At 70.7% G+C, this 25480-nt stretch carries 22 protein-coding genes; 10 read left to right on the forward strand and 12 right to left on the reverse strand.

Annotated features, from left to right (window positions below):
- The first annotated feature begins 22 nt into the window (after positions 1-22).
- Both ACFQ6S_RS36260 and ACFQ6S_RS36265 read left to right on the forward strand, forming a co-directional pair.
- Positions 23-1048: an ABC transporter substrate-binding protein gene (locus tag ACFQ6S_RS36260; protein WP_383419208.1), complete on the forward strand. Its 1026-nt coding sequence runs from the start codon at positions 23-25 to the stop codon at positions 1046-1048.
- A 57-nt stretch (positions 1049-1105) separates the two neighbouring features.
- Positions 1106-2200 (forward strand): NAD(P)-binding domain-containing protein, encoded by a 1095-nt coding sequence (locus ACFQ6S_RS36265; RefSeq protein ID WP_383419210.1) that lies wholly within the window; start codon positions 1106-1108, stop codon positions 2198-2200.
- 44 nt (positions 2201-2244) lie between these two features.
- Here the strand turns inward: ACFQ6S_RS36265 and mltG are convergent, their stop codons facing one another.
- Both mltG and ACFQ6S_RS36275 read right to left on the reverse strand, forming a co-directional pair.
- The gene (mltG, locus tag ACFQ6S_RS36270) at positions 2245-3099 is read right to left on the reverse strand and encodes an endolytic transglycosylase MltG (protein WP_383419211.1); all 855 of its coding nucleotides are present in this window, start codon (positions 3097-3099) and stop codon (positions 2245-2247) included.
- 43 nt (positions 3100-3142) lie between these two features.
- Positions 3143-4945 (reverse strand): ABC transporter ATP-binding protein, encoded by a 1803-nt coding sequence (locus ACFQ6S_RS36275; RefSeq protein ID WP_383419212.1) that lies wholly within the window; start codon positions 4943-4945, stop codon positions 3143-3145.
- 93 nt (positions 4946-5038) lie between these two features.
- On the opposite strand from ACFQ6S_RS36275, the gene ACFQ6S_RS36280 reads away from it, so the two are divergent.
- Positions 5039-5488: a MarR family winged helix-turn-helix transcriptional regulator gene (locus tag ACFQ6S_RS36280; protein ID WP_383419214.1), complete on the forward strand. Its 450-nt coding sequence runs from the start codon at positions 5039-5041 to the stop codon at positions 5486-5488.
- 69 nt (positions 5489-5557) lie between these two features.
- Here ACFQ6S_RS36280 and ACFQ6S_RS36285 read toward each other — a convergent pair whose 3' ends face one another.
- The 3 genes from ACFQ6S_RS36285 to ACFQ6S_RS36295 form a co-directional block, all read right to left on the reverse strand.
- Complete coding sequence (locus ACFQ6S_RS36285; RefSeq protein ID WP_383419215.1) at positions 5558-7000, reverse strand: cation:dicarboxylate symporter family transporter; 1443 nt, start codon at positions 6998-7000, stop codon at positions 5558-5560.
- Positions 7001-7175: 175 nt separating this feature from the next.
- Entirely contained in the window at positions 7176-8798 is a 1623-nt protein-coding gene (locus ACFQ6S_RS36290; protein WP_383419217.1) for a peptide-N4-asparagine amidase, read from the reverse strand.
- A 50-nt stretch (positions 8799-8848) separates the two neighbouring features.
- Positions 8849-9586 (reverse strand): hypothetical protein, encoded by a 738-nt coding sequence (locus ACFQ6S_RS36295; RefSeq protein ID WP_383419219.1) that lies wholly within the window; start codon positions 9584-9586, stop codon positions 8849-8851.
- A 190-nt stretch (positions 9587-9776) separates the two neighbouring features.
- Here ACFQ6S_RS36295 and ACFQ6S_RS36300 point away from each other — a divergent pair, with 190 nt between their 5' ends.
- The 4 genes from ACFQ6S_RS36300 to ACFQ6S_RS36315 all read left to right on the forward strand — a co-directional run bounded on the left by ACFQ6S_RS36300 (position 9777) and on the right by ACFQ6S_RS36315 (position 14824).
- Complete coding sequence (locus ACFQ6S_RS36300; protein ID WP_383419221.1) at positions 9777-11627, forward strand: ABC transporter transmembrane domain-containing protein; 1851 nt, start codon at positions 9777-9779, stop codon at positions 11625-11627.
- Entirely contained in the window at positions 11624-13411 is a 1788-nt protein-coding gene (locus ACFQ6S_RS36305; protein ID WP_383419223.1) for an ABC transporter ATP-binding protein, read from the forward strand. Before ACFQ6S_RS36300 ends, ACFQ6S_RS36305 begins: the two co-directional genes overlap by 4 nt.
- A 540-nt stretch (positions 13412-13951) precedes the next feature.
- Positions 13952-14422 (forward strand): DUF5709 domain-containing protein, encoded by a 471-nt coding sequence (locus tag ACFQ6S_RS36310; RefSeq protein WP_383419225.1) that lies wholly within the window; start codon positions 13952-13954, stop codon positions 14420-14422.
- 141 nt (positions 14423-14563) lie between these two features.
- A complete protein-coding gene (locus tag ACFQ6S_RS36315) occupies positions 14564-14824 on the forward strand; it encodes a type B 50S ribosomal protein L31 (RefSeq protein WP_383419227.1) in 261 nt (86 codons plus the stop codon).
- Between the two features lie 101 nt (positions 14825-14925).
- Here the strand turns inward: ACFQ6S_RS36315 and ACFQ6S_RS36320 are convergent, their stop codons facing one another.
- Positions 14926-15720: a metal-dependent hydrolase gene (locus tag ACFQ6S_RS36320; protein ID WP_383419229.1), complete on the reverse strand. Its 795-nt coding sequence runs from the start codon at positions 15718-15720 to the stop codon at positions 14926-14928.
- 145 nt (positions 15721-15865) lie between these two features.
- Between ACFQ6S_RS36320 and ACFQ6S_RS36325 the strand changes: the two genes are divergently transcribed.
- A complete protein-coding gene (locus tag ACFQ6S_RS36325) occupies positions 15866-18379 on the forward strand; it encodes a DEAD/DEAH box helicase (RefSeq protein WP_383419231.1) in 2514 nt (837 codons plus the stop codon).
- A 19-nt stretch (positions 18380-18398) separates the two neighbouring features.
- A complete protein-coding gene (locus ACFQ6S_RS36330) occupies positions 18399-19268 on the forward strand; it encodes an acyl-CoA thioesterase (RefSeq protein ID WP_383419233.1) in 870 nt (289 codons plus the stop codon).
- On the opposite strand, the gene ACFQ6S_RS36335 is transcribed toward ACFQ6S_RS36330, so the two are convergent.
- Both ACFQ6S_RS36335 and ACFQ6S_RS36340 read right to left on the reverse strand, forming a co-directional pair.
- Complete coding sequence (locus tag ACFQ6S_RS36335) at positions 19255-20166, reverse strand: DUF6397 family protein (RefSeq protein ID WP_383419234.1); 912 nt, start codon at positions 20164-20166, stop codon at positions 19255-19257. The genes ACFQ6S_RS36330 and ACFQ6S_RS36335 overlap by 14 nt on opposite strands.
- Before the next feature lie 127 nt (positions 20167-20293).
- The gene (locus ACFQ6S_RS36340) at positions 20294-20707 is read right to left on the reverse strand and encodes a roadblock/LC7 domain-containing protein (protein WP_383419235.1); all 414 of its coding nucleotides are present in this window, start codon (positions 20705-20707) and stop codon (positions 20294-20296) included.
- A gap of 96 nt (positions 20708-20803) precedes the next feature.
- Here ACFQ6S_RS36340 and ACFQ6S_RS36345 point away from each other — a divergent pair, with 96 nt between their 5' ends.
- Entirely contained in the window at positions 20804-21232 is a 429-nt protein-coding gene (locus ACFQ6S_RS36345; protein WP_383419237.1) for a PPOX class F420-dependent oxidoreductase, read from the forward strand.
- A 50-nt stretch (positions 21233-21282) separates the two neighbouring features.
- Here the strand turns inward: ACFQ6S_RS36345 and ACFQ6S_RS36350 are convergent, their stop codons facing one another.
- The 4 genes from ACFQ6S_RS36350 to ACFQ6S_RS36365 form a co-directional block, all read right to left on the reverse strand.
- Complete coding sequence (locus tag ACFQ6S_RS36350; RefSeq protein WP_383419239.1) at positions 21283-21888, reverse strand: ATP/GTP-binding protein; 606 nt, start codon at positions 21886-21888, stop codon at positions 21283-21285.
- 139 nt (positions 21889-22027) lie between these two features.
- Positions 22028-22441 (reverse strand): DUF742 domain-containing protein, encoded by a 414-nt coding sequence (locus ACFQ6S_RS36355; protein ID WP_383419241.1) that lies wholly within the window; start codon positions 22439-22441, stop codon positions 22028-22030.
- Between the two features lie 22 nt (positions 22442-22463).
- Positions 22464-22901: a roadblock/LC7 domain-containing protein gene (locus ACFQ6S_RS36360; protein ID WP_383419243.1), complete on the reverse strand. Its 438-nt coding sequence runs from the start codon at positions 22899-22901 to the stop codon at positions 22464-22466.
- Complete coding sequence (locus ACFQ6S_RS36365; RefSeq protein WP_383419245.1) at positions 22898-25417, reverse strand: nitrate- and nitrite sensing domain-containing protein; 2520 nt, start codon at positions 25415-25417, stop codon at positions 22898-22900. The genes ACFQ6S_RS36360 and ACFQ6S_RS36365 overlap by 4 nt, the downstream gene beginning before the upstream one ends.
- Positions 25418-25480 lie beyond the last annotated feature (63 nt).

Below are 25480 nucleotides of genomic sequence, written 5' to 3' on the forward strand. Positions count from 1 at the left end.
CCCACACCTGAACGGAACCACCATGCGACGACGCCTCGCCCCCGCCGCACTCCTCCTCCCTTTCGCGCTCCTGCTCACCGCCTGCGGCGGGAACTCGTCCGCCGGCACGGGGACCGACATCGACGGCCAGGGCTCCCTCACGCTCGAAGTCGGTGACCAGAAGGGCGGCTCGGAGGCCATCCTGCGCGCCGCCGGAGAGCTCAAGAACCTCGACTACAAGATCAAGTGGTCGACCTTCACCTCCGGCCCGCCGCTCCTTGAGGCCGTCAACGCCAAGGCCGTCGACATCGGCGGCGTCGGCAACACACCGCCGGTCTTCGCGGCGGGCGCGGGCTCGAAGATCACGCCGGTGGCCGCGTTCAAGGGCACCTCCAAGGGCGACGCGATCCTCGTACCCAACGACTCGAAGCTGACCGGGCCCGAGCAGCTCAAGGGCAGGTCGATCGCCGTGGCACAGGGCTCCTCCGCCAACTACCAGCTGGTCGCGTCCCTCAAGAAGGTCGGGCTGAGCCTGAGCGACGTCGAGGTCAAGTACCTGCAACCGGCCGACGCGCTGGCCGCGTTCAGCGCCGGCAAGGTCGACGCGTGGGCGGTGTGGGACCCGTACACCTCGCAGGTGCTGGTGTCCAAGCAGGGCCGGGTCCTGACGACCGGCGACGGGATCACCAACGGACTGACCTTCCAGGTGGCGGCCCCCTCCGCGCTGAAGGACAAAAAGAAGGCTGCCGCCATCAAGGACTATCTGGAGCGGCTGCGGCGCGCCACCGCGTGGGTGTACGACCACCAGGAGGAGTGGGCCGAGGTCTGGGCGAAGGACACCGGGCTGCCGTACGACGTCGCGCTGGCCTCGGTCAAGCGCACCAACGCCACCCGGATCTCGGTCGCGCTCGACAAGCCGGTCATCGCCTCCGAGCAGGAGATCGCCGACACCTTCACCGAGCTGAAGCTCATCCCGAACAAGGTGGACTTCGGCGACTTCGTGGACACGCGCTACAACGGCGACCTGCCGCCGTCGACCACTCGTGCCCGGGCCTCGGAGGGGTCCTGACCTGACCGCCCATCTCAGTTCGGGAAGATCCGCGCCCCCGAAGCCGTTAGTGGAAGCGTGAACAATGCTGAGGCGGTCGAGGAAGTCGACGTGGTCGTCATAGGCGCTGGTCAGGCGGGTCTGTCCAGCGCCTACCACCTGCGGCGCACCGGCTTCGAGCCGGACCGCGACTTCGTCGTCCTCGACCACTCCCCCGGTCCGGGCGGCGCCTGGCAGTTCCGGTGGCCGTCCTTGACGTACGGCAGGGTGCACGGGATGCACTCGCTGCCCGGCATGGAACTGACCGACGCCGACCCCGGGCGGCCGTCGTCCGAGGTCATCGCGGAGTACTTCGACTCGTACGAGCGGACCTTCGACCTGCGTGTGCGGCGGCCCGTCGACGTGCGTGTCGTGCGCGAGGGTCCGGACGGACGGCTGCTCGTCGAGAGCTCGGCCGGGACCTGGGCGACACGGGCACTGATCAACGCGACCGGCACCTGGGACCGGCCGTTCTGGCCGCGCTACTCCGGTCAGGAGACGTTCCGGGGGCGCCAGTTGCACACCGCTCAGTACCCCGGACCCCAGGCGTTCGCGGGTCAACGGGTCGTGGTCGTGGGCGGTGGAGCCTCAGGCACCCAGCATCTGCTGGAGATCGCCCCCTACGCCGCCGCCACGACGTGGGTCACACGGCGCCCGCCGGTGTTCCGCGAGGGTCCCTTCACCGAGGACGTCGGCCGGGAGGCGGTGGCGCTGGTCGAGGAGCGGGTCCGCCAGGGCCTGCCGCCGAAGAGCGTGGTCTCGGTCACGGGGCTGCCTCTCAACGACGCCATCCGGCAGGGGCTCGCGGACGGGGTTCTGGACCGGCAGCCCATGTTCGACCGGATCACACCGGACGGGGTCGAGTGGAGTGACGGGCAGCACACTCGGCACGTCGCCGCCGACGTCATCCTGTGGGCGACCGGCTTCCGGGCCTCCGTCGACCACCTCGCCCCGCTGCATCTGCGCGAGCCGGGCGGCGGCATCCGGGTGGAGGGCACCCGCGCGGTCGCCGACCCCCGTATCCATCTGGTCGGCTACGGCCCCTCCGCCAGCACGATCGGCGCCAACCGGGCGGGCCGCGCGGCCGTACGGGACATCAGGCGGTTGCTGGCCGAGGAGCCGGTGGCGGCGTGACGCGCCGACCGGACGGACCAGCATCCGCATGATCTCCCGTCGGCTCACTTCGTGGGCTTGGGGCTCGCCTTCTTCTGCTCGGCGTTGAACTCGGCGACATTGCGCTGGTGTTCCGCGTAGTCGGCCGTGAAGCGGGTGTCGCCGGGCTTGACCGTGACGAAGTACAGCCAGTCGCCCGCGGCCGGACTGGTCGCGGCACGCATCGCCTCGTCGCCCGGGCTGCCGATCGGCGTGGGCGGCAGGCCCATGCGCTGGTACGAGTTGTAGGGGCTCTCGATCCGGGTGTCCGCCTCGGTCGTCCTGAGGGTGGAGCGGTTCAGCGCGTAGTTGATGGTGGAGTCCATCTGGAGCGGCATGCCGCGTTCGAGCCGGTTGAAGACGACCCGGGCCACCTTGGCCATGTCGGTCCTGGTGGCGGCCTCGGCCTGGACGATGCTCGCGATGGTGACCGCCTGATAGACGTTCATGGCGTTGCGCTGCGCTCCGGCGGCGATCGGAGCGCCGCTGAACTTCTTGTTGGCGGTGTCGACCATGGCCGACAGCAGCGAATCCGACGTCTCCTTCTGCCCGCCTCGCTCGAGCGGATATGTCGCCGGGAAGAGGTAGCCCTCCGGGTTGCCGTCGGCGTCGTTCGGCAGCTTGAGGTCGAGCTTTCCGAGGGACTTCTTAGTCGTGCCGGACGGCAGGGCGAGGGCCTTGTCGACGGCGACGTAGATCTGGCTCGCCCGCCAGCCCTCCGGGATCACCAGCGAGGTGGGCCTGGAGGCCTCCTCCTCGTCCGTGATCAGCAGCGGCACCGCCACGGCGGTGCCGGCCACGACGGCGCCGGCGGCGATCAGGGCCATACGCCCCCGGCGCGTCAGTCGAAACGTGCTCCGTGGCGGAGTGTTCAAGTACATGCGGGAACGGTAACCCGCACATGGTCACAAACCCGGCATATCGTCACCCGGTCGGCGCCAGTTGGGCGTCCCGCCGCACCAGCGCCGCGTAACGCCCCTCCCGCTCCAACAACTCCTCGTGCGTGCCCCGTTCGGCGACATGCCCCGCATCGAGGACCACGATCTGGTCGGCGCCCCGAATGGTGGACAGCCGGTGGGCGATGGTGACCGTGGTGCGGTTCGCGGACAGGGCGTCAATGGCCTCCTGGACGGCGTGTTCGGTCCGGGTGTCCAGGGCGCTGGTCGCCTCGTCGAGGATCAGGACGGGCGGGTCGCGCAGGATCGTGCGGGCGATGGCCAGGCGCTGCTTCTCACCACCGGAGAAGCGGTGGCCTCGCTCGCCGACGACGGTGTCGTAGCCGTCGGGCAGCGACGCGATGTGATCGTGGATCTGGGCCGCCTTCGCCGCCGCGTGCAGTTCCTCGTCGGTGGCGTCCGGCTTGGCGAAGCGCAGGTTGTCGGCGACCGAGGCGTGGAAGAGGTACGTCTCCTGCGAGACGACGCCGACCGCGCGGGCGAGGGTGTCGAAGTCGAGGTCGCGCACGTCGACCCCGTCGAGGGTGACCCGGCCGCCCGTCACGTCGTACAGCCGCGGCACGAGATGGCCGAGCGTCGATTTGCCGGCGCCGGTCGGGCCGACGACCGCGAGGCCGGTGCCCGCCGGGACCGTGATGTCGATGCCGTCGAGGATCGGGCCGCTCTTGCCGTCGTAGCGGAACTCCACGTCCTCGAAGCGGACCTCGCCCTTCACCCGGTCCAGGCGTACGGGGTTGTCCCGCTCGGTGATGTCGATGGGCAGGTCGAGGTACTCGAAGATGCGCTGGAAGAGCGCGAGCGAGGCCTGGATCTGGACGCCGGTGGACAGCAGGCTGACGGCCGGGCGGAACAGGCCCTGCTGGAGCGAGACGAAGGCGACGATCGTACCGATCGAGACCTGCGGGCCGCCGACCTGGAGGGCCATCCCCGCGGTCCAGTAGATGACGGCGGGCATCGCGGCCATGACGACGGTGATGACGGCCATGCGCCAGCGGCCGGCCATGTTCGACCTCACCTCGAGGTCGACCAGCCGCTCGGACTCGTCCGCGAAGGCGTCGGTGAGCGAGTCGGAGCGGCCCATCGTGCGGCCGAGCAGGATGCCGCTGACCGAGAGGGACTCGGTGACGGTCGCGGCCATGGCGGCCATCTGCTTCTGGCGCTGGGTGGTGATCTTCTTGCGTTCGTTGCCGACGCGGCGGCTGATCCAGACGAAGACCGGAAGCAGGAGCAGCGAGACGACGGTCAGCCGCCAGTCGAGGGCGATCATCGCGACGATCGTGGCCACGACACTGGTCAGGTTCGAGACCAGGGAGGTCGCCGTGGAGGTGACGGTGGCCTGCATGCCGCCGATGTCGTTGGCGATGCGGGACTGCACCTCGCCGGTGCGGGTGCGGGTGAAGAAAGCGAGCGACATGCGCTGGAGGCGGCCGTAGACCGCGGTGCGCAGATCGTGCATGACGCGCTGGCCGACCGTCGTGGAGATCAGGGTCTGCAGCACTCCGAAGACACCGGTCAGGACGGCGCTGAGGATCATACCGAGCGCGAGCAGGCTGAGCAGGCCGGTGCGGCCCCCGGGGATCGCGACGTCGAGGATCGCCTTGAGCAGGAACGGCGTGGCGACGCCGACCAGCGACGAGGCGCCGACCAGGAGGCCGACGACGGCGAGCCGTCCGCGGTACGGGCGGAAGAGCCTGAGGATGCGGCGGACCTGCCGGGGCTGTTCCTTCGGCTCGGCTGGTGCCGTCCAGGTGGGTTCGCTGTCGGGGTGCATGGGCTCCTACGGAGGGGTGACGAAAGGGACTGACGGAGCTTAGCTCATTGTTACCTATGCTCACAATGCACATGGTCCTGATATTGTTCCCGCATGAGCACCCCCGATCCCGACGGCCCGCTCGCCGAGCAGCTGCTGCGCTTCACCCGCCGGGTGCACCGGATCCAGAAACGGCACCTCCAGGAGTGCGGCCTGGGCGTCACCCCGGCGCAGTCGCGCCTGCTGCGCACGCTGGCGCACTATGACTCGCCGCCCCGGATGGCCGATCTCGCCGAGCGCCTGGAGGTGGTCCCGCGCGCGGTGACGACGCTCGTCGACGGGCTGGAGGCGAGCGGGAAGGTACGGCGGGCGCCGGATCCGACGAACCGGCGGGTGATCCGGATAGAGCTCACCGAGGACGGGCGTAGATCCTTGCGGGAACTGCACGGGGCGCGACGGTCGGCCGCCGAGGAGATCCTGGCGCCGCTGACGGATGAACAGCGGGCGGTGCTGGGTGAGTTGCTGGACACGCTGATCGACGGGACCGCCGGCCGAGGCTGCTGAGCGCGAAGAGCCGCGGCCACCGCTCCGTGGTGCTGGAGCGGTGGCCGCGGCGCCGGCTGTGCGTGGACGTCAACCGGTCTCGGAGGCTGCGGCCGTCGGCACGTCGGGCTTCCTGGGTCCGGCCTTCCCGGGTACCTCGGACTTCTCGAGTTCCGCCATCTCTGGCACCTCGGGCTCCGTGGGTTCCGGCTTCTCCGACCCGCCGTCCTCCACATCGACCTCGATCTCGCCGTTCAGGACCTTCCTCGCCCGCTCCCGGTCGAGCGCGCCCTCCCAGCGGGACACCGCGAAGACCGCGACGCAGTTGCCGAGCAGGTTGGTGACGACGCGCATCGAGTCCATGATGCGGTCCACGCCGAGCAGCAGGGCGACGGCGCCGGCCGGGATCGCGCCCAGCGAGGACGCGGTCGCGGACAGGGCGAGGAACGCCGAGCCCGGGATGCCCGCCATGCCCTTGCTGGTCAGCATCAGCACCAGGACCACGGTGATCTGCTGGCCGAGGCTGAGGTCGACGCCCACGGCCTGGGCGATGAACAGCGTGCCGATGGACAGGTAGAGCGAGGCGCCGTCGAGGTTGAAGGAGTAGCCCGTCGGCAGCACCAGACCCACGGCGTCGTCGCGGGCCCCCGCCTTGCGCAGCTTCTGCATCACCCGCGGCAGGACCGACTCGGTGGACGCGGTGCCGAGCGCGAGCAGCATCTCCTCACGGATGTAGCGCAGGAACTTCCACAGGCTGAGCCCGGTGACCGCCCTCAGGGCGAGGGCGAGCAGCGCGATGAACAGCGCGGCGGCGACGTAGCACAGGACGATCAGCTTGCCGTACGTCTCGATCACACCGAGCCCGTAGTTGCCGATCAGAACCGCCATCGCGCCGAACACCGCGATCGGGGCCAGTCGCATGACGAAGCCGACGATGGCGAAGATGATCTCCTGCGCCTGTTCGATGGCGGGCAGCACCTGCGGCACCTTGGTATGACCGAGATGCAGCAGCGCGGCACCCACCAGGCAGGCCAGGACCAGCACTTGGAGCAGAGAGTTCTCCGCGAAGGCACCGATGAACGAGGTCGGGATCGCCTCCAGCGCGAACTCCGTTGTCGAGGGCAGATGCCCGCCGCCCGTCTTCGCGTCGACCGCCGAGGCGTCGAGCGTGGACGGGTCGACGTTCATCCCGGACCCGGGCTGAACCACGTTGGCGGCGAGGAGTCCGATGACCAGCGCGAGCGTGCTGGCGACCTCGAACCAGATCAGGGCCTTCAGCCCGATCCGGCCGAACGCCTTCAGATCACCGGCCTTGGCGATGCCGACGACGACCACGCAGAACACGAGCGGCGAGATGATCGTCTTGATGAGCCGGATGAAACCGTCGCCGAGCGGCTGGAGATCCGCGGCGAATCCGGGCCACAGCTTCCCGACGACGATTCCGAGCACGAGCGCGCAGGCAACCTGCGCGAAGAGAGAGGTACGCAGCATGCGTGCGACGCGTCGCGGCAGGGACGGTACGGACGGCGGCACGGGCACTCCTTGGGGACGGCGGCACACAGAAGTCCCCAGGGACGGCCGGGACTTCTGCCATACGGAAAGCGCATTCCGTGCCGATCACTTTGCGGGTGATGTTGTTCCCGCACAAGACCGCCGTGTTGCTTCCGCGTAAATCACGCCCCGCGCGACGCGTCGCACACAACTCGCCTCAGCAGCCGCCGCGATCCTCGGTGAGCATCCCTTGGACGGTGGTCAGCGAACGGTCGTAGCAACCGCTTGAGCCGTACGACCGATAGCGCTCGCTCGTCGTCCCGACCGCGTGCCGCTGGTCGCGCGGCACGTTCAACGTCCATGAGGCGTCGCCCTCGACGGTGTCGTCGAGCCGCGACCACGCGGTCCGTCGTCCGTCCTGGGTCGCGACGACCGCGGCACGGTCACCGAGGGTCAGCACGGTACGCAGCCGGTCGCCCGCGCCGATCGTGATCGAGCCGTCCATCGTGTACGTCCGCTGCGTGCGCGTCGTTCGGGCCGGGCCGCGTCCGTCGACGGTGACCGACTCGTCGTCCGTCCAGGTGGCGTCGAGGGCGTCCAGGTTCTCGCCGTCGGTCCAGCGGTGCGCGGAGTCGTTCGTCAGCGACCGGCGCACCGTGGTCGCCACCCTGCCGTGCGAGGTGTCGACGTACCCGGAGACGGTCAGCCGGTGACCACCCTCGGTGTCCACCCGGTGCTCCGAACCGGGCGTGTACCTAGAGGAGTTGGCCAGGTCGCCGACCCGGTGCGCGGTGAGCCCGCCGGTGACGTGCACGCTCTTCGCGTCCTGCCAGACGAGGACGTTCACGGGTGCGCTCCACCCGCTCTGCCCCTCGGGGACACCGAGGACGGAGACCTCGACGCGGTGCCGGCGGCCGTCGTTGAGGATGCCCGCGAAGGGCGTCAGGTCGTATTCGATCGGCTTGACGTCGAAGGCGCGCGGCCCCGGAACGACGTACCAGAGGAAGGGGTTGGACCAGCCGCCCGTCCACACATGCGGGAACGGCGCGGCGATTCCGGCCAGTCGACCGTCGACCTTGATCTGCACCTCGCGGTAGGGGCCGCCGGCCGCCTTGCAGGAGTAGGGCGCGGGGTCGGGTGCCGACAGGTACCAGAACTCCTCGCAGCCTCCGCCGGAGCCGGTCGCGTACACCTCGGCGACTATGCGTTCGCTGTTGCGCGGGGTGGTGAGCGTGCCGTCCTGGAGGGTGAGGACCCGGTCGGGGGTCACGGCCGCGGCCTCGCGGCCGGTGTAGAAGGTCAGCGTGACCTTGACGTCGATGACGCCGGTGTAGGTGTCGTCGACAACGTTGCCGATCAGCATCTCGACGTCCTGGCCACGGCGGAGGGTGTCGCTGTAGCGCGTGACGTCCTTCTCCACGGACCACTCGATGCCGTCCGGCGACGGCTCCGGAGTCGACGTACGGAAGACCTCGACCCCGCCGATGCTCAGATGGCCGAGCCGGTCGTACTGGCGCCCCTTGACCTTGCCGTCCATCCGCAGCACGACCTTGCTCCAGCGGTCGCCGCAGCCGTCGGGCGGTGTGTAGCTGCCTCTGTACGGCGTGAAGTCGCGGAACTGCGCCTCGGCGACGGTGACTTGGCAGGACCTGCCCGAGGGTGCGGCGATGGGCGGGGCGGCGGTGATGGGGTCGTGCCAGTCGGTGCCGAACTCGGGCGGCACCTCGGCGGATTGAGCAGGGGAAGACCCATCGGCGGATTGAGCGGGGGACGCCCCGAGGAGTGAGCTCGCCAGGAGGGTCGCTCCCGCGAGCATGGACATGACGATCCGTCTCTTCATGGCCGTGTTCTACGGGGAGTCGGCCATCCGCCGCAATGAGGCCTTCGCCGTCAGCGCGAGTCTTTCAGGTCGGCCCTGTCCCCCATCACCACCACGGGATGCCGATCCGGATCGAGCGTGCGCAGCAGATACCCCATCGCCGATTCGGACACACTCACGCAGGCCGACGTACCGCTGCCGTGGTCCATGTGCAACCAGATGCCGCCGCCCTTGGCGTCCCCCAGGGGACGGGTGGGGTCGTTGGGCGGGGTGCCCTCGACCCGGTTGTAGTCGATGGCGATGACGTAGTCGAAGTCGTGCCAGTACGACTTCGCCCACCAGCGCGGCGCGGCGAACGCGGCCGACCGTGTGTACGGCAGCTTGGAGCCGGGGTCCGTGAGTACCCCGCCCGCGTCGCTGAGCGTGAACACCCCTACGGGGCTGCGGTTGTCGCCCTCGTGGTGATCGGTGGTCCAGCCCCTCTTGCCGTTGTGCGCGGGCCAGCTGCGGACACGGTCCCAGGTGGAGCCGTGCCTGGTGTAGAGCACGACGGTGGAGTCCGGGGAGTCCTTGCCGTCGCCGTAGACCGCGACGACCTGGCGGGAGTCGGCGGGGATGCGCCGCTGCCAGCGGTCGCCGACGTCCGGGATGCGGGTCGGATGCACGGTGGTGACCGACCGTCGAGGTGCGGGCTTGCCGACGTCCGAACCGGCGCCGGCCCGCGCCCCGTCGCACGCCGTCAGGCTCGTCAGAAGTGATCCGAGGGCCGCCGTCACGGCCATCGCACGCCATGCTCCGCCGTTGCGCATCGCTCCATGGTCGCACCACGTACCCGGCGGGGACCGGAACTGTGCGGCCGCATGGAAAACCGTTTGCGTCCGGCCACGCTGCGGCGCGAACCTGTCACGGTTTGCTGCCGCCGTGCGCTGCCCGCTCCGCGCACCGGTTTCCGACCAACTCCCCCTACCTCCCCCCATTGACACGAGCCACTGGGACGTCATGCAAATCAAAGACCTTCCGTATCCCGACCCAGGTGTGCCGGACGCGCGCTCAGGTCCCCGATTCCTGTGGTGGCTCTTCAGGAACCAGCTGGACGGCCAGTTCAAGGCACTGGCCTGGGGACTCCTGCACTTCCTGTCCGTCTCCGCGCTGCCGTTCTGCGTCGGCGTCGCCGTGCAGGCCGTCGTCGACCGCTCCGGCGAACGGCTCGCCCTCGCGGGCGGGCTGCTGGTGCTGTGCTGCGCCGGGAACGCCATCGGCGAGACCTTCCTGCACCGCACCGCCGTCACCAACTGGATCACCGCCGCCGCCCGCGTCCAGCAGGTGCTGGCCCGCAAGGCCGCGCAGCTGGGCTCGGCGCTGACCCGGCGCGTGGCGGCCGGTGAGGTCGTGTCCGTCTCCACGGGTGACGTCGAGAAGATCGGCTGGTTCGTGGAGGCCTGGTCCCGGTTCACCGCGGCGGCGGTCACCATCGTCGTGGTCTGCGTCGCCCTGGTCGTCTATCAGCCCGCGCTCGGTGCGATCGTCGCCGTGGGCCTGCCCGTGCTGGCCCTCGCCGTGCTGCCGCTGCTCCCGCGCGCGACCCGGCGGGCCGACTTCCAGCGCGAGAAGGCCGGCCGCGCCACCGAACTGGCCTCCGACACCGTCGCCGGCCTGCGCGTCCTGCGGGGCATCGGCGGGGAGGAACTCTTCCTCGACCGCTACCGCCGCGCCTCCCAGGAAGTGCGCCACGCGGCCGTGCGCAGCGCCCGGATGTGGTCCCTGATCTCCGCGATCCAGGTGCTGTTGCCGGGGCTGCTGCTGATCGCGGTGGTCTGGTACGGCGTCCATCTGGCCCGCCAGGGCCGGGTGAACGTCGGCGAACTGGTCACCGTCTACAGCTCGATCATGATCCTCACCTATCCGCTGCGGCACTTCGAAGAGATCGCGATGGCCTACTCCTTCTCGCGGCCCTCGGCCCGGCGCGCCGCGCGCGTGCTCGCCCTGGAGCGGGCCACCGACACCGGCGGGTCGCGCGACGGGTCCGAGATGCCGTCCGGGGATCTGTACGACCCGGCCACCGGTCTCCTCGCCCCCACCGGCCGGTTCACCGCCGTGGTGTGCGGCGACCCGGACGCGGCGGGCCGACTGGCCGATCGGCTGGGCGGCCACCCCTCCGAGGAGGGCACATCGGTGCTCCTGGGCGGCGTCCCGCTCGACGAACTCCCGCTCGACAACGCCCGTACGGCCGTCCTCGTGCAGGACAAGGATCCGGTGCTGCTCTCCGGCACCCTGCGCGAACTGCTCGACGTGCCCAGGTCGGGCGACGTCGGCGCCGTGGAGGCGCTGGCCGCCGCGCAGTGCGCGGACGTCCTGGCCGCACTGGTCCAGGGCTCGCTCGGCGCCGGGGACCCGATGGACGCCCGTATCACCGAACGTGGCCGGTCCCTGTCCGGCGGCCAGCGCCAGCGCCTCGCGCTCGCCCGGTCGCTGATCACGGACCCGGAGGTGCTCGTCCTGGACGAGCCGACCTCCGCCGTCGACTCCCACACGGAGGCGCGGATCGCGCAGGGCGTGCGGGACCTGCGGGCGGGGCGCACGACGGTGGTCTTCACCTCCTCGCCCCTGCTCCTGGACCGCGCCGACCGGGTCGTGCTCGTGCACGAGGGCGAGGTCGCGGCGGTCGGCGTCCACCGCGAGCTGGTACATGCCGAACCGCGGTACCGGGCGGTGGTGACCCGGGAGACCGAGGAGGAAGCGGACCCGACCACTGGTCCGCGTGAAAGCTCCACCCGCGAGGACGGACCGCGCGAAGGGTCCCGCCTCAACGACGTACTGAAGGAACTGGAAGAGATCGAGGAGTCGGCATGATCGGCGTTGCGCCACCGGCGTACGACCCGGCGGCCCCGACCACGGCGAACACCCTGCCGGTCGGCGCCCCCACGACCGTACGCACCTACGTGGTCGAGTTGTTCCGTCGGCACCGTCGTGCCTTCCTGCTCCTCGTCGCCGTGAACACGGCCGCCGTGGTCGCCTCGATGGTGGGGCCCTGGCTGCTGGGCGCGCTGGTGGAACGGGTGTCGGACGGGGCGGCCGAGCGTGAACTCCATCTGGAGCTCACCGTCGGCCTGTTCGTCGTCGCTCTCGTCGTCCAGGCCGTGTTCGTACGGGAGGTGCGGCTGCGCGGGGCGATGCTCGGCGAGCGGATGCTGGCCGATCTGCGCGAGGACTTCCTCGTCCGGTCGGTCGGGCTGCCGCCCGGTGTCCTGGAACGGGCCGGCACGGGCGACCTGCTCTCCCGGATCACGACGGACATCGACCGGCTGGCCAACGCCATGCGCGAGGCGGTGCCCCAGCTGGCGATCGGCGTCGTGTGGGCTGCCTTGCTGCTGGGCGGGCTCATCGTCACCGCGCCGCCGCTCGCGGCCGCCGTGCTGCTCGCGGTGCCGCTGCTGGTGGCCGGCTGCCGCTGGTACTTCAAGCGGGCGCCGGCCGCCTATCGCTCGGAGGCCGCCGGGTACGCCGCGGTGTCCACCGCGCTCGCCGAGACCGTGGACGCCGGTCGCACCGTCGAGGCCCACCGCCTCGGGGGGCGCCGGGTCGAGATGTCGGAGCTGCGGATCAAGCAGTGGACGGCCTGGGAGCGCTACACGCTCTGGCTGCGGTCGGTGCTCTTCCCGGTCATCAACGTCACCCATGTGACCGTGCTCGCCTCCGTCCTGATGATCGGCGGGGTGTTCGTCCTCCAGGGCTGGATCGGCGTCGGCCAGCTGACGACGGGCGCACTGATCGCGCAGATGCTGGTCGACCCGGTGGGGCTGATCCTGCGCTGGTACGACGAGCTCCAGGTGGCCCAGGTGTCGCTGGCCCGGCTGGTCGGCGTCCGGGACATCGAGCCGGACGCCGGGGACGCCCGGCTCGCGCCCGACGGCCGTGACGTGCACGCCGACCGGGTGCATTTCGGCTACGTCGAGGGCGTGGACGTGCTGCGCAAGGTCTCCCTGGAGGTCGCCCCCGGCACCCGGCTGGCCCTCGTCGGCCCCTCCGGCGCCGGCAAGTCGACCCTGGGCCGGCTGCTCGCCGGTATCTACGCACCCCGGGACGGCCGGATCACCCTCGGCGGCGCCGAACTGTCCCGGATGACGGCGGAGCGGGTCCGCTCGCATGTGGCCCTGGTCAACCAGGAGCACCACGTGTTCGTCGGCTCCCTGCGCGACAATCTGCTGCTGGCCCGCACGGACGCGGCCGACGCCGAGCTGTGGGCGGCGCTGGGCGCGGTCGACGCGGACGCCTGGGCCCGTGCGCTCGACGACGGCCTGGACACCGAGGTCGGCTCCGGCGGCTTCGCGCTCACTCCGGCCCAGGCCCAGCAGATCGCTCTGGCCCGCCTGGTACTGGCCGACCCGCACACGCTTGTCCTGGACGAGGCGACGTCCCTCCTCGACCCACGCGCCGCGCGCCATCTGGAACGCTCGCTGGCCCGCGTCCTCGACGGCCGCACGGTGGTCGCCATCGCCCACCGCCTGCACACCGCCCACGACGCGGATGTCATCGCCGTCGTGGAGGACGGCCAAATCAGCGAGCTGGGCAGCCATGAGGAACTGGTCAGGGCGAACGGGGCCTATGCGGCGCTGTGGCGCTCGTGGCATGGGTGAGTGGGGGTGAGGGCCGGGGCGTCGCGCGGCCGGAACCAGCAGGGTCTCCGGCCAGGGCGGGAGCCTGAGCCGACCGGACCGGTAACCCGGTCGGCCGAGGCGGGGAACCCCGGCGGACCTCGGACCGGTGTTCGAGCCTGCGTGCCGTCGCGACCTGGGACGCCGCTCCCTCTGGCTGGAGAGCGGGCACGGCATGGGCCGGGCGGCATGATCGCGGTCGGCGTCCCGGAGCGGGACCGACCGCCACCACCCGGCACGACGGCAGCCGTGTCCGCGGTCGGCGCCCCGAGGCGGCCCCAGTCGCCTGCACCCTGCACGACGGCGGAGAACCGGCCTCGACGGATCCGGAACGCTCACCCTTGCCCGTGCCGTTGCGCCGGGGCGAAAAGGGGTGGAAGGCTGGATAGCGGCACCGGTTCGGGGAGCACCCGGGAACGGGAACCTCGCGGTTCGCGCCGGGTGCGGCCTGTGCCCCGCGCCGCGGCGGCCTGCCGTCGGCCGCGGTGGGTTCGGGCCCGTCCGCACCACCTGGAGGTAGCCGTGAACAGCGCCGACGGATGGGGTGACGACGTCTACCAGCCCGACGCATCCGATCAACGTGAGGACACGGGGCTGCTGGACACCGAGGACACCCTGGAGAACGACGGCGTCGACGACCCTCTGGACCGGGGTTGGTCCCCTCCGGAGCGACCGTGGGCGGTGGAGCACTCCGGTGTCACGGCCGCCGAGCGGCACCAGGGCGAGACCCTCGACCAGCGGCTCGCCGAGGAGATGCCTGACCAGCCCGCGCCCGACGGCGACGGCATCGGGGACGCCGAGGGCACCGACGGGGAACTCCTCGACGACGAGGTCGGCGCCCTGCGCTCCGGCCGCCTCGTGGCACCCGACGAGGGCGCCCACGAGGACGACGAGAGCGCGCTCGTCGCGACGGACGTGGGCATCGACGGCGCGGCGGCGTCCGCCGAGGAGGCCGCCATGCACATCGTCGACGAGGACGCCCTGAACGGCTGACGCCCGTGACCGCCGTGCAGCTGACGTCCGTGAACGCCCTGCGACCGACGCCCGCCGCCGTACCGCAGTCCCCGTCCCGTCGGCCCCACCGTTGGGTCCCACGCCGTCGGCCTTGCCGATGCCGCCACCCGAGGAGTTCCCATGCAGCAGGACAAGCACCCCGACTACCGCCCGGTGGTCTTCCGTGACCGCGCCGCAGGCTACGCCTTCCTGACCCGGTCCACCGCGACCAGCGACCAGACCATCGAGTGGGACGACGGCGAGACCTACCCGGTAGTGGACGTCGAGATCTCCTCGGAGAGCCACCCCTTCTACACCGGCAAGGCCCGGACGGTGGACTCGGAGGGCCGCGTCGCCGCGTTCGAGCGGCGCTACGGCGGTGGCACGGGGCAGGGCGGCTGATCCTGGACGGGCGGGGCTGAGCGCACCGCAGGTCCGTGGTCCGCGGCTGCCCGGTCCCGAAGATCCGTCACCGGGGTCGTGCCCTACCGGCACCCACCCGCTCAGATCACATTGAGCGCCGCCGCGCAGCCCACCCCGCCGAGCACCATGAACACCGGCATCAGCACCTTCAGCTCGACCCAGCTGCCGGCCCGGAACCGCATGGCCTTGGGCGGACCCAGCGGGTACCAGCGCTTGCGGCCCACCGGGATCGGCCACAGGATCGGGCAGCCGGAAACCGTCAGCGCGTCCCCGATGTCGTGCACCAGCGCGCCCAGCACGATCGGGAGCCCCAGCCAGAGATACTCCTGGCCCGGTGCCGTGAACAGCCAGTCCGAGCCGTTGCCCGGCTTGTCCAGGACCCCGGCGATGATCCACGCGCTGGTCGCGGCCAGCAGCCACACCAGGACATCGGCACTGGAGCCACGGGTCGCACGCCACAGCAGGCCCTCGATGGCCAGCACCATGTGCGCGAACAGGATCGCCAGCACCGCCCAGCGCCCACCGGTGATCGCCAGGGCCGAGGCGCCCCCGCCGATCATGACCGCCCACAGCCAGGTGTGTGTCAGGGTGCGGTGCCCACCGGAACGACGCGGGTCGCCCTGCTTCTTCGTCGCCTTGTAGACGGCGTACGACAGCTTGTCCACGATCTCGCACAGCCAGCGCGACAGCGGCCCGAAGGCCCGCGAGATGGTGGCCGCCTTGTGATCGAGGTCCGGGGCGAGTGCGGCTCCGGCGCAGATCAGCGCACCGGCAAGGAGGACCGGCCAGGGCATCCCGTGCCCGGCAGCGGCGGCCGCCGCTCCGACGCCGAGCCAGGCGGCAGCGCCCGACAGAGAGTGTGCTGGTCCCATCATGGCCGTTGCCCGCCCCATTCCTCGTGTGCCGCTGTCCAGTTGACCTGGTTCGCTGACGTGTTGTCGGCGACACAGCGTAGCGTTCGCGATCTTCGTGCTCGCAGCCGATTCCCCTATGGGGGAGGAGGGCAGGCAAGATGGTCGGGTGACCCTCATCGATCAGCTGCCGCCGACCGCCGACCCCGACGCCCTCTACGAAGCCTTCGAGTCGTGGGCCGAGGAGCGTGGGCTCACGCTCTACCCCCACCAGGAGGAGGCGCTGATCGAGGTGGTCTCCGGTGCGAACGTGATCGTGTCGACGCCCACCGGCTCCGGCAAGAGCATGATCGCCGCGGGCGCCCACTTCGCCGCGCTGGCCCGGGACGAGGTCACCTTCTACACCGCTCCGATCAAGGCGCTCGTGTCGGAGAAGTTCTTCGAGCTGTGCAAGATCTTCGGCACCGAGAACGTGGGCATGCTGACCGGCGACGCGTCCGTCAACGCCGACGCTCCGGTCATCTGCTGCACCGCCGAGGTGCTCGCGTCGATCGCGCTGCGCGACGGCAAGCAGGCGGACGTCGGCCAGGTCGTCATGGACGAGTTCCACTTCTACGCGGAGGGGGACCGCGGCTGGGCCTGGCAGATCCCGATCCTGGAGCTGCCGCAGGCACAGTTCATCCTGATGTCGGCCACCCTCGGCGATGTCTCGATGTTCGAGCAGGACCTCACCCGGCGCACGGGCCGCCCGACGTCGGTGGTCCGCTCGGCCACCCGCCCCGTGCCGCTGTCCTACGAGTACAAGTTCACCCCGCTCACCGAGACCCTGACCGAACTGCTGGAGACCAAGCAGGCGCCGGTCTACATCGTGCACTTCACGCAGGCGCAGGCCGTGGAGCGGGCGCAGGCGCTGATGAGCATCAACATGTGCTCGCGCGAGGAGAAGGAACAGATCGCCGAGCTGATCGGCAACTTCCGCTTCACCACCAAGTTCGGCCGCAACCTCTCCCGTTACGTCCGGCACGGCATCGGTGTGCATCACGCCGGGATGCTGCCGAAGTACCGGCGCCTCGTGGAGAAGCTCGCGCAGGCCGGTCTGCTGAAGGTCATCTGCGGCACGGACACGCTCGGTGTGGGGGTCAACGTCCCCATTCGCACGGTGCTGTTCACGGCTCTGACCAAGTACGACGGCAGCCGTGTGCGCACCCTGCGCGCCCGTGAGTTCCACCAGATCGCCGGCCGCGCCGGACGCGCCGGCTTCGACACGGCGGGCTTCGTCGTGGCCCAGGCGCCCGAGCATGTCATCGAGAACGAGAAGGCGCTCGCCAAGGCGGGCGACGACCCGAAGAAGCGCCGCAAGGTCGTCCGCAAGAAGGCTCCCGAGGGCTTCGTCGCCTGGACGGAGAACACCTTCGAGAAGCTCATCGCCTCCGAGCCCGAGCCGCTGACCTCCCGTTTCCGGGTGACGCACACCATGCTGCTGTCGGTGATCGCCCGGCCGGGCAACGCCTTCGAGGCGATGCGGCATCTGCTGGAGGACAACCACGAGCCGCGCAAGCAGCAGTTGCGGCACATCCGGCGGGCCATCGCGATCTACCGCTCGCTGCTGGACGGCGGCATCGTCGAGAAGCTCGACGAACCGGACGCCTCCGGCCGCATCGCCCGGCTCACGGTCGACCTCCAGCAGGACTTCGCGCTCAACCAGCCGCTGTCCACCTTCGCGCTGGCCGCGTTCGAGCTGCTGGACCCGGAGTCGCCTTCCTACGCCCTCGACATGGTGTCCGTCGTCGAGTCCACCCTGGACGATCCGCGGCAGATCCTCGTCGCCCAGCTGAACAAGGCGAAGGGCGAGGCCGTGGCCGCGATGAAGGCGGACGGCGTCGAGTACGAGGAGCGCATGGAGCGCCTCCAGGACATCAGCTACCCGAAGCCTCTGGAGGAACTGCTCTTCCACGCGTACAACACGTACCGCAAGAGCCACCCCTGGGTCGGCGACCATCCGCTGTCGCCGAAGTCCGTGATCCGGGACATGTACGAACGGGCGATGTCCTTCACGGAGTTGGTGTCCTTCTACGAGCTGGCCCGCACCGAGGGCATCGTGCTGCGCTACCTCGCCAGCGCCTTCAAGACCCTCGACCACAACATCCCGGACGACCTGAAGTCCGAGGACCTGCAGGACCTGATCGAGTGGCTCGGCGAGATGGTGCGCCAGGTCGACTCCAGCCTGCTCGACGAGTGGGAACAGCTCGCCAACCCCGAGGAGATGACCGCCGAGGAGGCCCAGGAGAAGGCCGACGAGGTCAAGCCGGTCACCACCAACGCGCGCGCCTTCCGCGTCCTGGTCCGCAACGCCATGTTCCGTCGCGTCGAGCTCGCCGCGCTCGACCAGGTCGAGGAGCTGGGCGAGATGGACGCCGATGCCGGCTGGGACGCCGAGGCCTGGGGCGAGGCGATGGACAAGTACTGGGACGAGTACGACGACCTCGGCACCGGACCGGACGCGCGCGGCCCCAAGCTCCTGGTGATCGAGGAGGAGCCGGCGAATCGGCTGTGGCGGGTCCGCCAGATCTTCGACGACCCGAGCGACGACCATGACTGGGGCATCAGTGCGGAGGTCGACCTCGCCGCCTCCGACGCGGAGGGCCGAGCCGTGGTCCGCGTCACCGACGTAGGCCAGCTCTGAGCACAGGAGACTCCCACCCATGACGACCAACCCGGCCGAGAGGCTCGTCGACCTGCTCGACCTGGAGCAGATCGAGGTCAACATCTTCCGGGGCCGCAGCCCGCAGGAATCCCTGCAGCGGGTCTTCGGCGGCCAGGTGGCCGGCCAGGCGTTGGTCGCCGCCGCACGCACCACGGACGGCGACCGCCCCGTGCACTCGTTGCACGCGTACTTCCTGCGCCCGGGGCGGCCCGGCGTGCCGATCGTGTACCAGGTCGAACGAGTGCGGGACGGCAGGTCGTTCACGACCCGGCGGGTCACCGCCGTGCAGCAGGGCCGCACGATCTTCAATCTCACCGCCTCCTTTCACAAGCCTGAGCAGGGGAGCTTCGAGCACCAGCTGCCGCCGGCCCGGAAGGTCCCGGTCCCGGAGTCGCTGCCGACGGTCACCGACGAGATCCGGGAGCATCTGGGCAGGCTGCCGGAGCAGTTGGAGCGGATGGCCCGGCGTCAGCCCTTCGACATCCGCTATGTCGACCGGCTGCGCTGGACCAAGGAGGACGTCAAGGACGCCGAGCCGCGCAGCGCGGTGTGGATGCGCGCGGTCGGGCCGCTGGGCGACGATCCGGTCGTGCACACCTGCGCGCTGACCTACGCAAGCGACATGACGCTCCTGGACGCCGTCCGCATCCCGGTCGAACCTCTCTGGGGCCCGCGCAGCTTCGACATCGCGTCGCTGGACCACGCCATGTGGTTCCATCGGCCGTTCCGCGCGGACGAGTGGTTCCTGTACGACCAGGAGTCGCCGATCGCGACGGGTGGCCGGGGCCTCGCCCGTGGACGGATCTACGACCTGGAGGGACGCCTGCTGGTGTCCGTCGTCCAGGAGGGACTGTTCAGAGCGCTGTAGCCCATGGAGTTCTGCGCCGGAACCGGCTCAGCAGTCCGCGGGGCGGTGCCGGCTCCTCGGGCCGGGGCGAGCCGAGCTGCCTTGGATGCGCCGGTGCCGGGGGCCGTTCACCCGTGGGACGCGGCGCGGGCCGTACCCGGCGCGCCTCGTCCAGCACCGCCGTCAGGTCGGCCCGCAGCAGGCCGATCTCGTCCGGGTCGTCGGCCGTCATGATCCTCTCGGCGATGAGCCCGAAGGGCGAACCCGGAGTACCGGATGCCGGCGGCCCCGGCCGGAAGCGGTTCAGACGGGAGCGCTCATAGGGGTCCGGGACGATCTCCGCGATCTGGACGGGATCGAGGAAGGCGGCCAGTGCCCCGGCGCGCTCCCATGGGTCCTCGGCCGGCCGCAGCAGGAATCCACGGTGGCGTCCGCGCCAGTTGCGAGGACGCAGATCCACGCCCGCGTCCAGCATGGCGCGCAGCCCTTCGGGCATACGGCGGTCGTTCAGCAGTGAGGCGTTCTTCTCGTCGGTGGCGAACCGCTTCAACTCCTCGGCCAGATACAGCCAGACCACGGCTCGATAGCGGTTCAGGTAGAAGGTGACCGGCACCACCAGGCCCAGACGGGCGAGTCGCGTGAACCTGCCGGCGGGCACGCCCATGACGTCCGCGCCCTGCGTCGTGCCCACGACCTTCACACGGTCCAGCAACGTGTCCGGGAAGCCGTCCCCCGAACTCACCCGGTCGATCTCGGACCGTGGGACACGGCGGCCCCCGCCTCCCTCGTCGGGCACGGTCCGGATGAGCCCGAGGTGAAGGGCGAGGTCCAACTCCCCTCGCTTCAGACCCAGTTCCCGGGCCGCGCGACTTGGCGTGCAGGCAAGGCGGTGCGTGGTCGTGATGGTGTCGCCCGACATGGCCGATCTCCCCCGTGCGGTCAGTGGCTCACGCTCCGTGCGCTCGCCGTGACAAAAACCGTAACCGGTTCGCCGGATCTTCGGGCCGGCCTGTGGATAACTCCACGGGTGAGGTCGAATGGGCAGGTCAGAGGTCTGTGAGCGGTGCCCGTTCGGGCTGTCGGGCGTCCACGTCGAGATGCTCGCCGACCCGGTTGACAAGCAGCGTCATCTCGTAGGCGATCTGGCCGATGTCGGCTTCCGCGCCACTGAGGACGCACAGGCAGCTGCCGGTGCCCGCCGCGGTGACGAACAGCACGGCGTCGTCGAACTCGACCATCGTCTGACGCACTCGGCCCGCGCCGAAGTGCCGTCCCGAGCCCTTGGCCAGGCTGTGCAGTCCGGACGAGACGGCGGCGAGGTGCTCGGCGTCCTCGCGTCGCAGTCCGGTACTGGCGCCGGTCACCAGACCGTCGTTGGACAGCACCAGCGCGTGCCGCACATGATCGACACGCTCCGTCAGGTCGTCCAGCAGCCAGTCAAGCCCCTGGTTCTGCGCCATGATGCGGTCTCCCCGTGTAGATGTCTCCCCCTGCACCGGAGGATCTCTTCGCCAGCCTTCCCGACAATCCGGCCCATGGGCAAGGAGGATGGGGGCATGGCGAAGAAGATGACCGATGAGGAATGGCGGGCGTTCGTCTCGCACGGCACGCGGACCGCAAAGCTCTCGACGGTGCGCGCGGACGGCAGTCCGCATGTGACGCCGATCTGGTTCGTACTCGACGGCGAAGACCTGATCTTCAACACCGGCAAGTCGAGCGTGAAGGGCCGCAATCTGGCCCGTGACGGCCGGGTGGCGCTGTGCGTGGACGACGACCGGCCGCCGTACTCCTTCGTGGTGCTCCAGGGACGGGCCCAGCTCTCGGAGGATCTCGATGAGTTGAGGCACTGGGCGGGTCGGATCGGGGCGCGCTACATGGGCGAGGAGCGCGCGGAGGAGTTCGGGAAACGCAACGGCGTCCCGGGTGAACTCCTCGTCCGCGTCACGATCGACAAGGTGCTGGCGGAGCAGGACGTCGCCGACTGACGGCAGGCAGAAGGCCGGTCGGCGCCCCGGTGCCGACCGGCCGACGCCGGTCAGCCGACCGAGTTGAGCAGCCGGGCGGTGTGCATCCGCCCGGCGTACTCGACGAGTCGGATCAGCACCTCCTTCCCCGAGTCGCGGTCCCGAGCGTCACAGAGCACGACCGGCGTTCCCCGGTCCAGGTCGAGGGCGCGTGAGACGTCCTGGGCGCCGTACGTCCGGGCGCCGGAGAAGCAGTTGACGGCGACGACGAACGGGATGTGCCGGTGCTCGAAGAAGTCCACGGCGGGGAAGCAGTCCTCCAGACGCCGGGTGTCCGCGAGGACCACGGCACCCAGTGCTCCCTGCGACAGCTCGTCCCACAGGAACCAGAAGCGGTCCTGCCCGGGAGTGCCGAAGAGGTAGAGGGACAGGCCGGACCGGATGGTGATGCGTCCGAAGTCCATGGCGACGGTCGTGGTCACTTTCTGATCCACACCGTCGGTGTCGTCCACCAACTGACCGGCCTGGCTGAGCAGTTCCTCGGTGCGCAGCGGCCTGATCTCACTGACCGCGCCCACCAAGGTGGTCTTGCCCACGCCGAATCCACCGGCGACCAGTATCTTCAGCGCCAGCGCGGCCGTCTCGCCGTCGGAGGCGTCGGAGTGCTCGGAGACCATCGATCACTTCTCTCGGGAGTGCCGGCATCGGTCGACGTCACTGTGCGAAGTCAGCATCATGACAACTGCGCCTGCCTTTCGTGGGATTGGATCGCTTTTTGCCCGATGCGACCGTCTCCTTCCTGTTCTGACATCTCATCTACAGCGCTCGCAATCCTTCGATCACCTCGCGCAGGATCCGTTCGTCGGGAAGCTGTGCGGGGGGTACCGGACGGCTGACGGTGACATGCCCCCGTTCCAGGAGGTCGCCGAGGAGCACCCTGACGACGCCTACGGGCAGGTCGGCGCCCGCGGCGAGTTCGGCGACCGACTGCGTCTCCGGCCGGCACAGCTCGATCAGGGCCCGGTGTTCCGGCCCGAGCGCGCGGTCGTCGTCGGCTCCGGATGCGGAGGCGGACAGCGTGACGAGGGCGATCAGATCGAAACGTATGCCGGTGGGGCCGGGTTTGGTGCGGCCGCCGGTCATGGCGTACGGGCGGACCAGGGGTCCGGCCTCGCTGTCGTACCACTGGATGCCCTGCTCGCGCGGGACGCCCGTCGTCTCGTCGGTCATGTGCGTGAGCCGCCCTTCCGGCTCATCCCGCGGCGGGCGGCCGCGCGGCGGCGCGCGCGGGCGTGTAGAGGTGCTCGCCGACCCGCTTGACCAGCCGTGCCATCTCGTACGCCACCAGCCCGATGTCGGCGGTCACGGCGGTGAGCACGGCGAGACAGGAGCCGTCGCCCGCGGCCGCGACGAACAGGAAGGCGTCGTCCATCTCCACCATGGTCTGGCGCACCCCGCCGGCACCGAAGTGCCGGCCCGCGCCCTTGGCCAGGCTGTGGAAGCCGGAGGCGACCGCGGCAAGATGCTCGGCGTCCTCTCGGCGGAGGCCCGTGGACGCCCCCACGGCGAGCCCGTCGTTGGACAGCACCACGGCGTGCCGTACCTCGCTCACGCGCAGCACCAAGTCGTCCAGCAACCAGTCGAGTTCGCCGGACCGCTGGGCGGCTCTCATGCTCGGATCCTGGATCATGCGGGGTCTCCTTCGCTGCTGTCGCCGCGCGGTGGGATGTCGGGGGTGGCAGCGCGGCCGGGCTGCCTGCCGCCGCCGCGCGCCCATCCGTCGCGGTAGGCCGCCATGCGGTCTCTGACGAGTTCGGGGGTGCGCTGGTCGTCGTGTGAGGGGGTCGCCGCTGCCGATTCCTCGGGGCGCCCCTCGCGCAGTTGGGGGGCAAGGCTCGCCTGCCGCACACGGCGTGGAAGGTCGTCGGAGGTCTCGGAGTCTTCCGGTGGGCGGTGCAGTCTCAAGGTGGTGACTCCGGAGGGTGGGGTGTGGTTCGCGGGCTGCGTCGCGGCCGGTGCCGGAGCCACCAGGGCGGGCCGGTCGGCGGCCGCGTGGACGGGCTCCTGGTGCCGTTCGGTGACGGGCACACGCGCGTGCTCGCGTTCCGCGGGCCGCGGGGCGTCCGCCGTGGCGCCGGGGGAACGTTCCGCCAATGCGCTGTGCAGCAGGGCCGTGGGCAGCAGGACGACCGCGGTCGTGCCGCCGTAGGGCGAGGTGCGCAGGTGCACCTTGATGCCGTGCCGGGAGGCGAGCCTGCTGACCACGAAGAGGCCCAGGCGGTCGCTGTCGAACAGGTCGAGGGCCTCGGACTGTTCGATGCGCCGGTTGGCCTCGGCCAGGGTCTCCTTGCCCATGCCGAGGCCGCGGTCCTCGACCTCGACGGCGTATCCGTTGCCGACGGGCTCGCCGGTGATGCGCACACGCGTGTGGGGAGGCGAGAACTGGGCGGCGTTCTCGACAAGTTCCGCCAGCAGGTGCGTGACGTCGGCGACGGCCGCTCCGATGACGGACGCCTCGGGGAGCTGGCGTACCTCCACGCGCGCGTAGTCCTCGACTTCCGAGACGGCCGCGCGGACCACGTCGGTGAGGGAGACCGGCATCCGCCAGGCGCGTCCGGGCGCCGCTCCGGAGAGGATGATCAGGCTCTCCGCGTGCCGCCGCATGCGCGTGGTGAGGTGGTCGAGCCGGAAGAGGTCGCTCAGTTCGTTCGGGTCGTCGGAACGCCGCTCCATGCTGTCCAGCAGGCTCAGTTGGCGGTGCACGAGCACCTGGCTGCGGCGGGCGAGATTGACGAAGACGCCGGAGATGCCGCTGGCGAGCTCGGCGCGCTCCACGGCCGCACTGAGCGCGGCACGGTGGACGGTGCCCAGGGCCTCGCCGACCTGACCGGTCTCGTCCTCGGCGGGCGGTCCGGGCGGCGCCTCGGCCCGGATGTCGATCTCCTCGCCGGCGCGCAGCTTCCGCATGGCTTCGGGGAGTTTGTGCCGGGCGATGTCGAGCGCGCTGTTGCGCAGGCTCACCAGCTCGACGACGAGGCCGCGGCCGATGCGGACGGAGATCACGAGTGAGGCGGCGACGGCGACCAGCCCGAGGAGGACGGCGGCGCCGGCCGGGGTGAGCAGTCCGCGGGCGAAGGGGTCGGCACGATCGGCGACATCGCGCCCGGCGTCCTGCGCGATCGTCCGCATGGCGTCCTGTACGCGCGCGTGTGCCTTGCTCCAGGTGCCCTCGGTCGCCGTGGCGACGGCCTGTACGCCCGGTGCGGCGGCGAGGACCCGGTCCTCGGCGGCCAGCACGGTCGTGTAGTCCCTGCCGCCGGTGAGCTGCTGCCAGGCCGCGCCTTCCGGTCCGCGCAGGTCGGCCGTGGCGGACTCGGTGAGGGTACGGCGGGTGTCGACGGCACCGGTGAACAGCCGCAGCCGCACTCCGTCGAGGCGGCCCGCGAGACGTGCGCTGTCGAGCACAACGTCCTCCTGGGCCAACGCCTCTCCCGCGCGGGCGAATTCGAGCAGCACGCGCGCGTCGGATCCGAGCTCCGCGTCCTGGATGCCGGTGAGCGCGCCGTCCACCGAGAACGCGGTCGCGATGGTCCGCGTGTACCGCCCGTAGGCCGCGTCCCATCCCGAACGGCGGTCGAGGACGTCACCGCGTACGGTGCTCAGCTGCTCCGCGCCGCTGACGAACGCCTCCAGGCGCCTGGCAACTCCGGCGGGGAATTCCCCGCTGTCGGCGACCGTGGTGCGCTCGCCCAGCCGCAGGCGCGCCACCACCCTGTCCGTGTCCCGCGCGCGCTTCCTCAAGTCGTCGCCGCGCCCGTCCGACGGGTCGGTCGCGAAGCGCACCGCGGCGCCACGCTCGGCCTGGAGCGCGGCCACTGCTGCCGCGACGGGTGCCCTGATCTCGGAGTCGACGTGCTGCAACTGGCGCAGCCGGGAGACGTTCTGCGCGGTGGTGACCGTGGCGTAGCCCCACAGCGCCAGCAGCGAGACGACGGGCACCATCAGCAGGCAGATGATCTTGGCGCGTACGGTGCGCGGCCGTATGTGCCGACGCACCACGCGCGCGGGTGGATCGTCCGGCTCCCGGCCCGCGGGCTCGTCCGACCCTTCGTCGGCCGGGGGCCCGGCATGGGCGCGACGGCCGCGCACCGGGGGCGGGGACGGCGTCTCGGCGCCGGCTGCGGTGGTCCTACGGGGTGGGCGCATGGCCTCCTCGCTCGGAAGTGGTTGGGGCGTACTTCCCGGGCTCGCCGGTCCGGGCCGGTCCGG

Source organism: Streptomyces sp. NPDC056479 (assembly GCF_042795335.1).
Lineage (GTDB): Bacteria > Actinomycetota > Actinomycetes > Streptomycetales > Streptomycetaceae > Streptomyces.

What these genes read in the sequence shown, in the direction of transcription:
- ACFQ6S_RS36295 (WP_383419219.1), bottom strand. Translation starts at nt 9,586, where the DNA reads ATGCGCAACGGCGGAGCATGGCGTGCGATGGCCGTGACGGCGGCCCTC.
- ACFQ6S_RS36280 (WP_383419214.1), top strand. Translation starts at nt 5,039, where the DNA reads ATGAGCACCCCCGATCCCGACGGCCCGCTCGCCGAGCAGCTGCTGCGC.
- ACFQ6S_RS36330 (WP_383419233.1), top strand. Translation starts at nt 18,399, where the DNA reads ATGACGACCAACCCGGCCGAGAGGCTCGTCGACCTGCTCGACCTGGAG.
- ACFQ6S_RS36290 (WP_383419217.1), bottom strand. Translation starts at nt 8,798, where the DNA reads ATGAAGAGACGGATCGTCATGTCCATGCTCGCGGGAGCGACCCTCCTG.
- ACFQ6S_RS36340 (WP_383419235.1), bottom strand. Translation starts at nt 20,707, where the DNA reads ATGGCGCAGAACCAGGGGCTTGACTGGCTGCTGGACGACCTGACGGAG.
- ACFQ6S_RS36315 (WP_383419227.1), top strand. Translation starts at nt 14,564, where the DNA reads ATGCAGCAGGACAAGCACCCCGACTACCGCCCGGTGGTCTTCCGTGAC.
- ACFQ6S_RS36260 (WP_383419208.1), top strand. Translation starts at nt 23, where the DNA reads ATGCGACGACGCCTCGCCCCCGCCGCACTCCTCCTCCCTTTCGCGCTC.
- ACFQ6S_RS36365 (WP_383419245.1), bottom strand. Translation starts at nt 25,417, where the DNA reads ATGCGCCCACCCCGTAGGACCACCGCAGCCGGCGCCGAGACGCCGTCC.
- mltG (WP_383419211.1), bottom strand. Translation starts at nt 3,099, where the DNA reads ATGTACTTGAACACTCCGCCACGGAGCACGTTTCGACTGACGCGCCGG.
- ACFQ6S_RS36335 (WP_383419234.1), bottom strand. Translation starts at nt 20,166, where the DNA reads ATGTCGGGCGACACCATCACGACCACGCACCGCCTTGCCTGCACGCCA.
- ACFQ6S_RS36275 (WP_383419212.1), bottom strand. Translation starts at nt 4,945, where the DNA reads ATGCACCCCGACAGCGAACCCACCTGGACGGCACCAGCCGAGCCGAAG.
- ACFQ6S_RS36320 (WP_383419229.1), bottom strand. Translation starts at nt 15,720, where the DNA reads ATGATGGGACCAGCACACTCTCTGTCGGGCGCTGCCGCCTGGCTCGGC.
- ACFQ6S_RS36345 (WP_383419237.1), top strand. Translation starts at nt 20,804, where the DNA reads ATGGCGAAGAAGATGACCGATGAGGAATGGCGGGCGTTCGTCTCGCAC.
- ACFQ6S_RS36350 (WP_383419239.1), bottom strand. Translation starts at nt 21,888, where the DNA reads ATGGTCTCCGAGCACTCCGACGCCTCCGACGGCGAGACGGCCGCGCTG.
- ACFQ6S_RS36355 (WP_383419241.1), bottom strand. Translation starts at nt 22,441, where the DNA reads ATGACCGACGAGACGACGGGCGTCCCGCGCGAGCAGGGCATCCAGTGG.
- ACFQ6S_RS36305 (WP_383419223.1), top strand. Translation starts at nt 11,624, where the DNA reads ATGATCGGCGTTGCGCCACCGGCGTACGACCCGGCGGCCCCGACCACG.
- ACFQ6S_RS36300 (WP_383419221.1), top strand. Translation starts at nt 9,777, where the DNA reads ATGCAAATCAAAGACCTTCCGTATCCCGACCCAGGTGTGCCGGACGCG.
- ACFQ6S_RS36360 (WP_383419243.1), bottom strand. Translation starts at nt 22,901, where the DNA reads ATGATCCAGGATCCGAGCATGAGAGCCGCCCAGCGGTCCGGCGAACTC.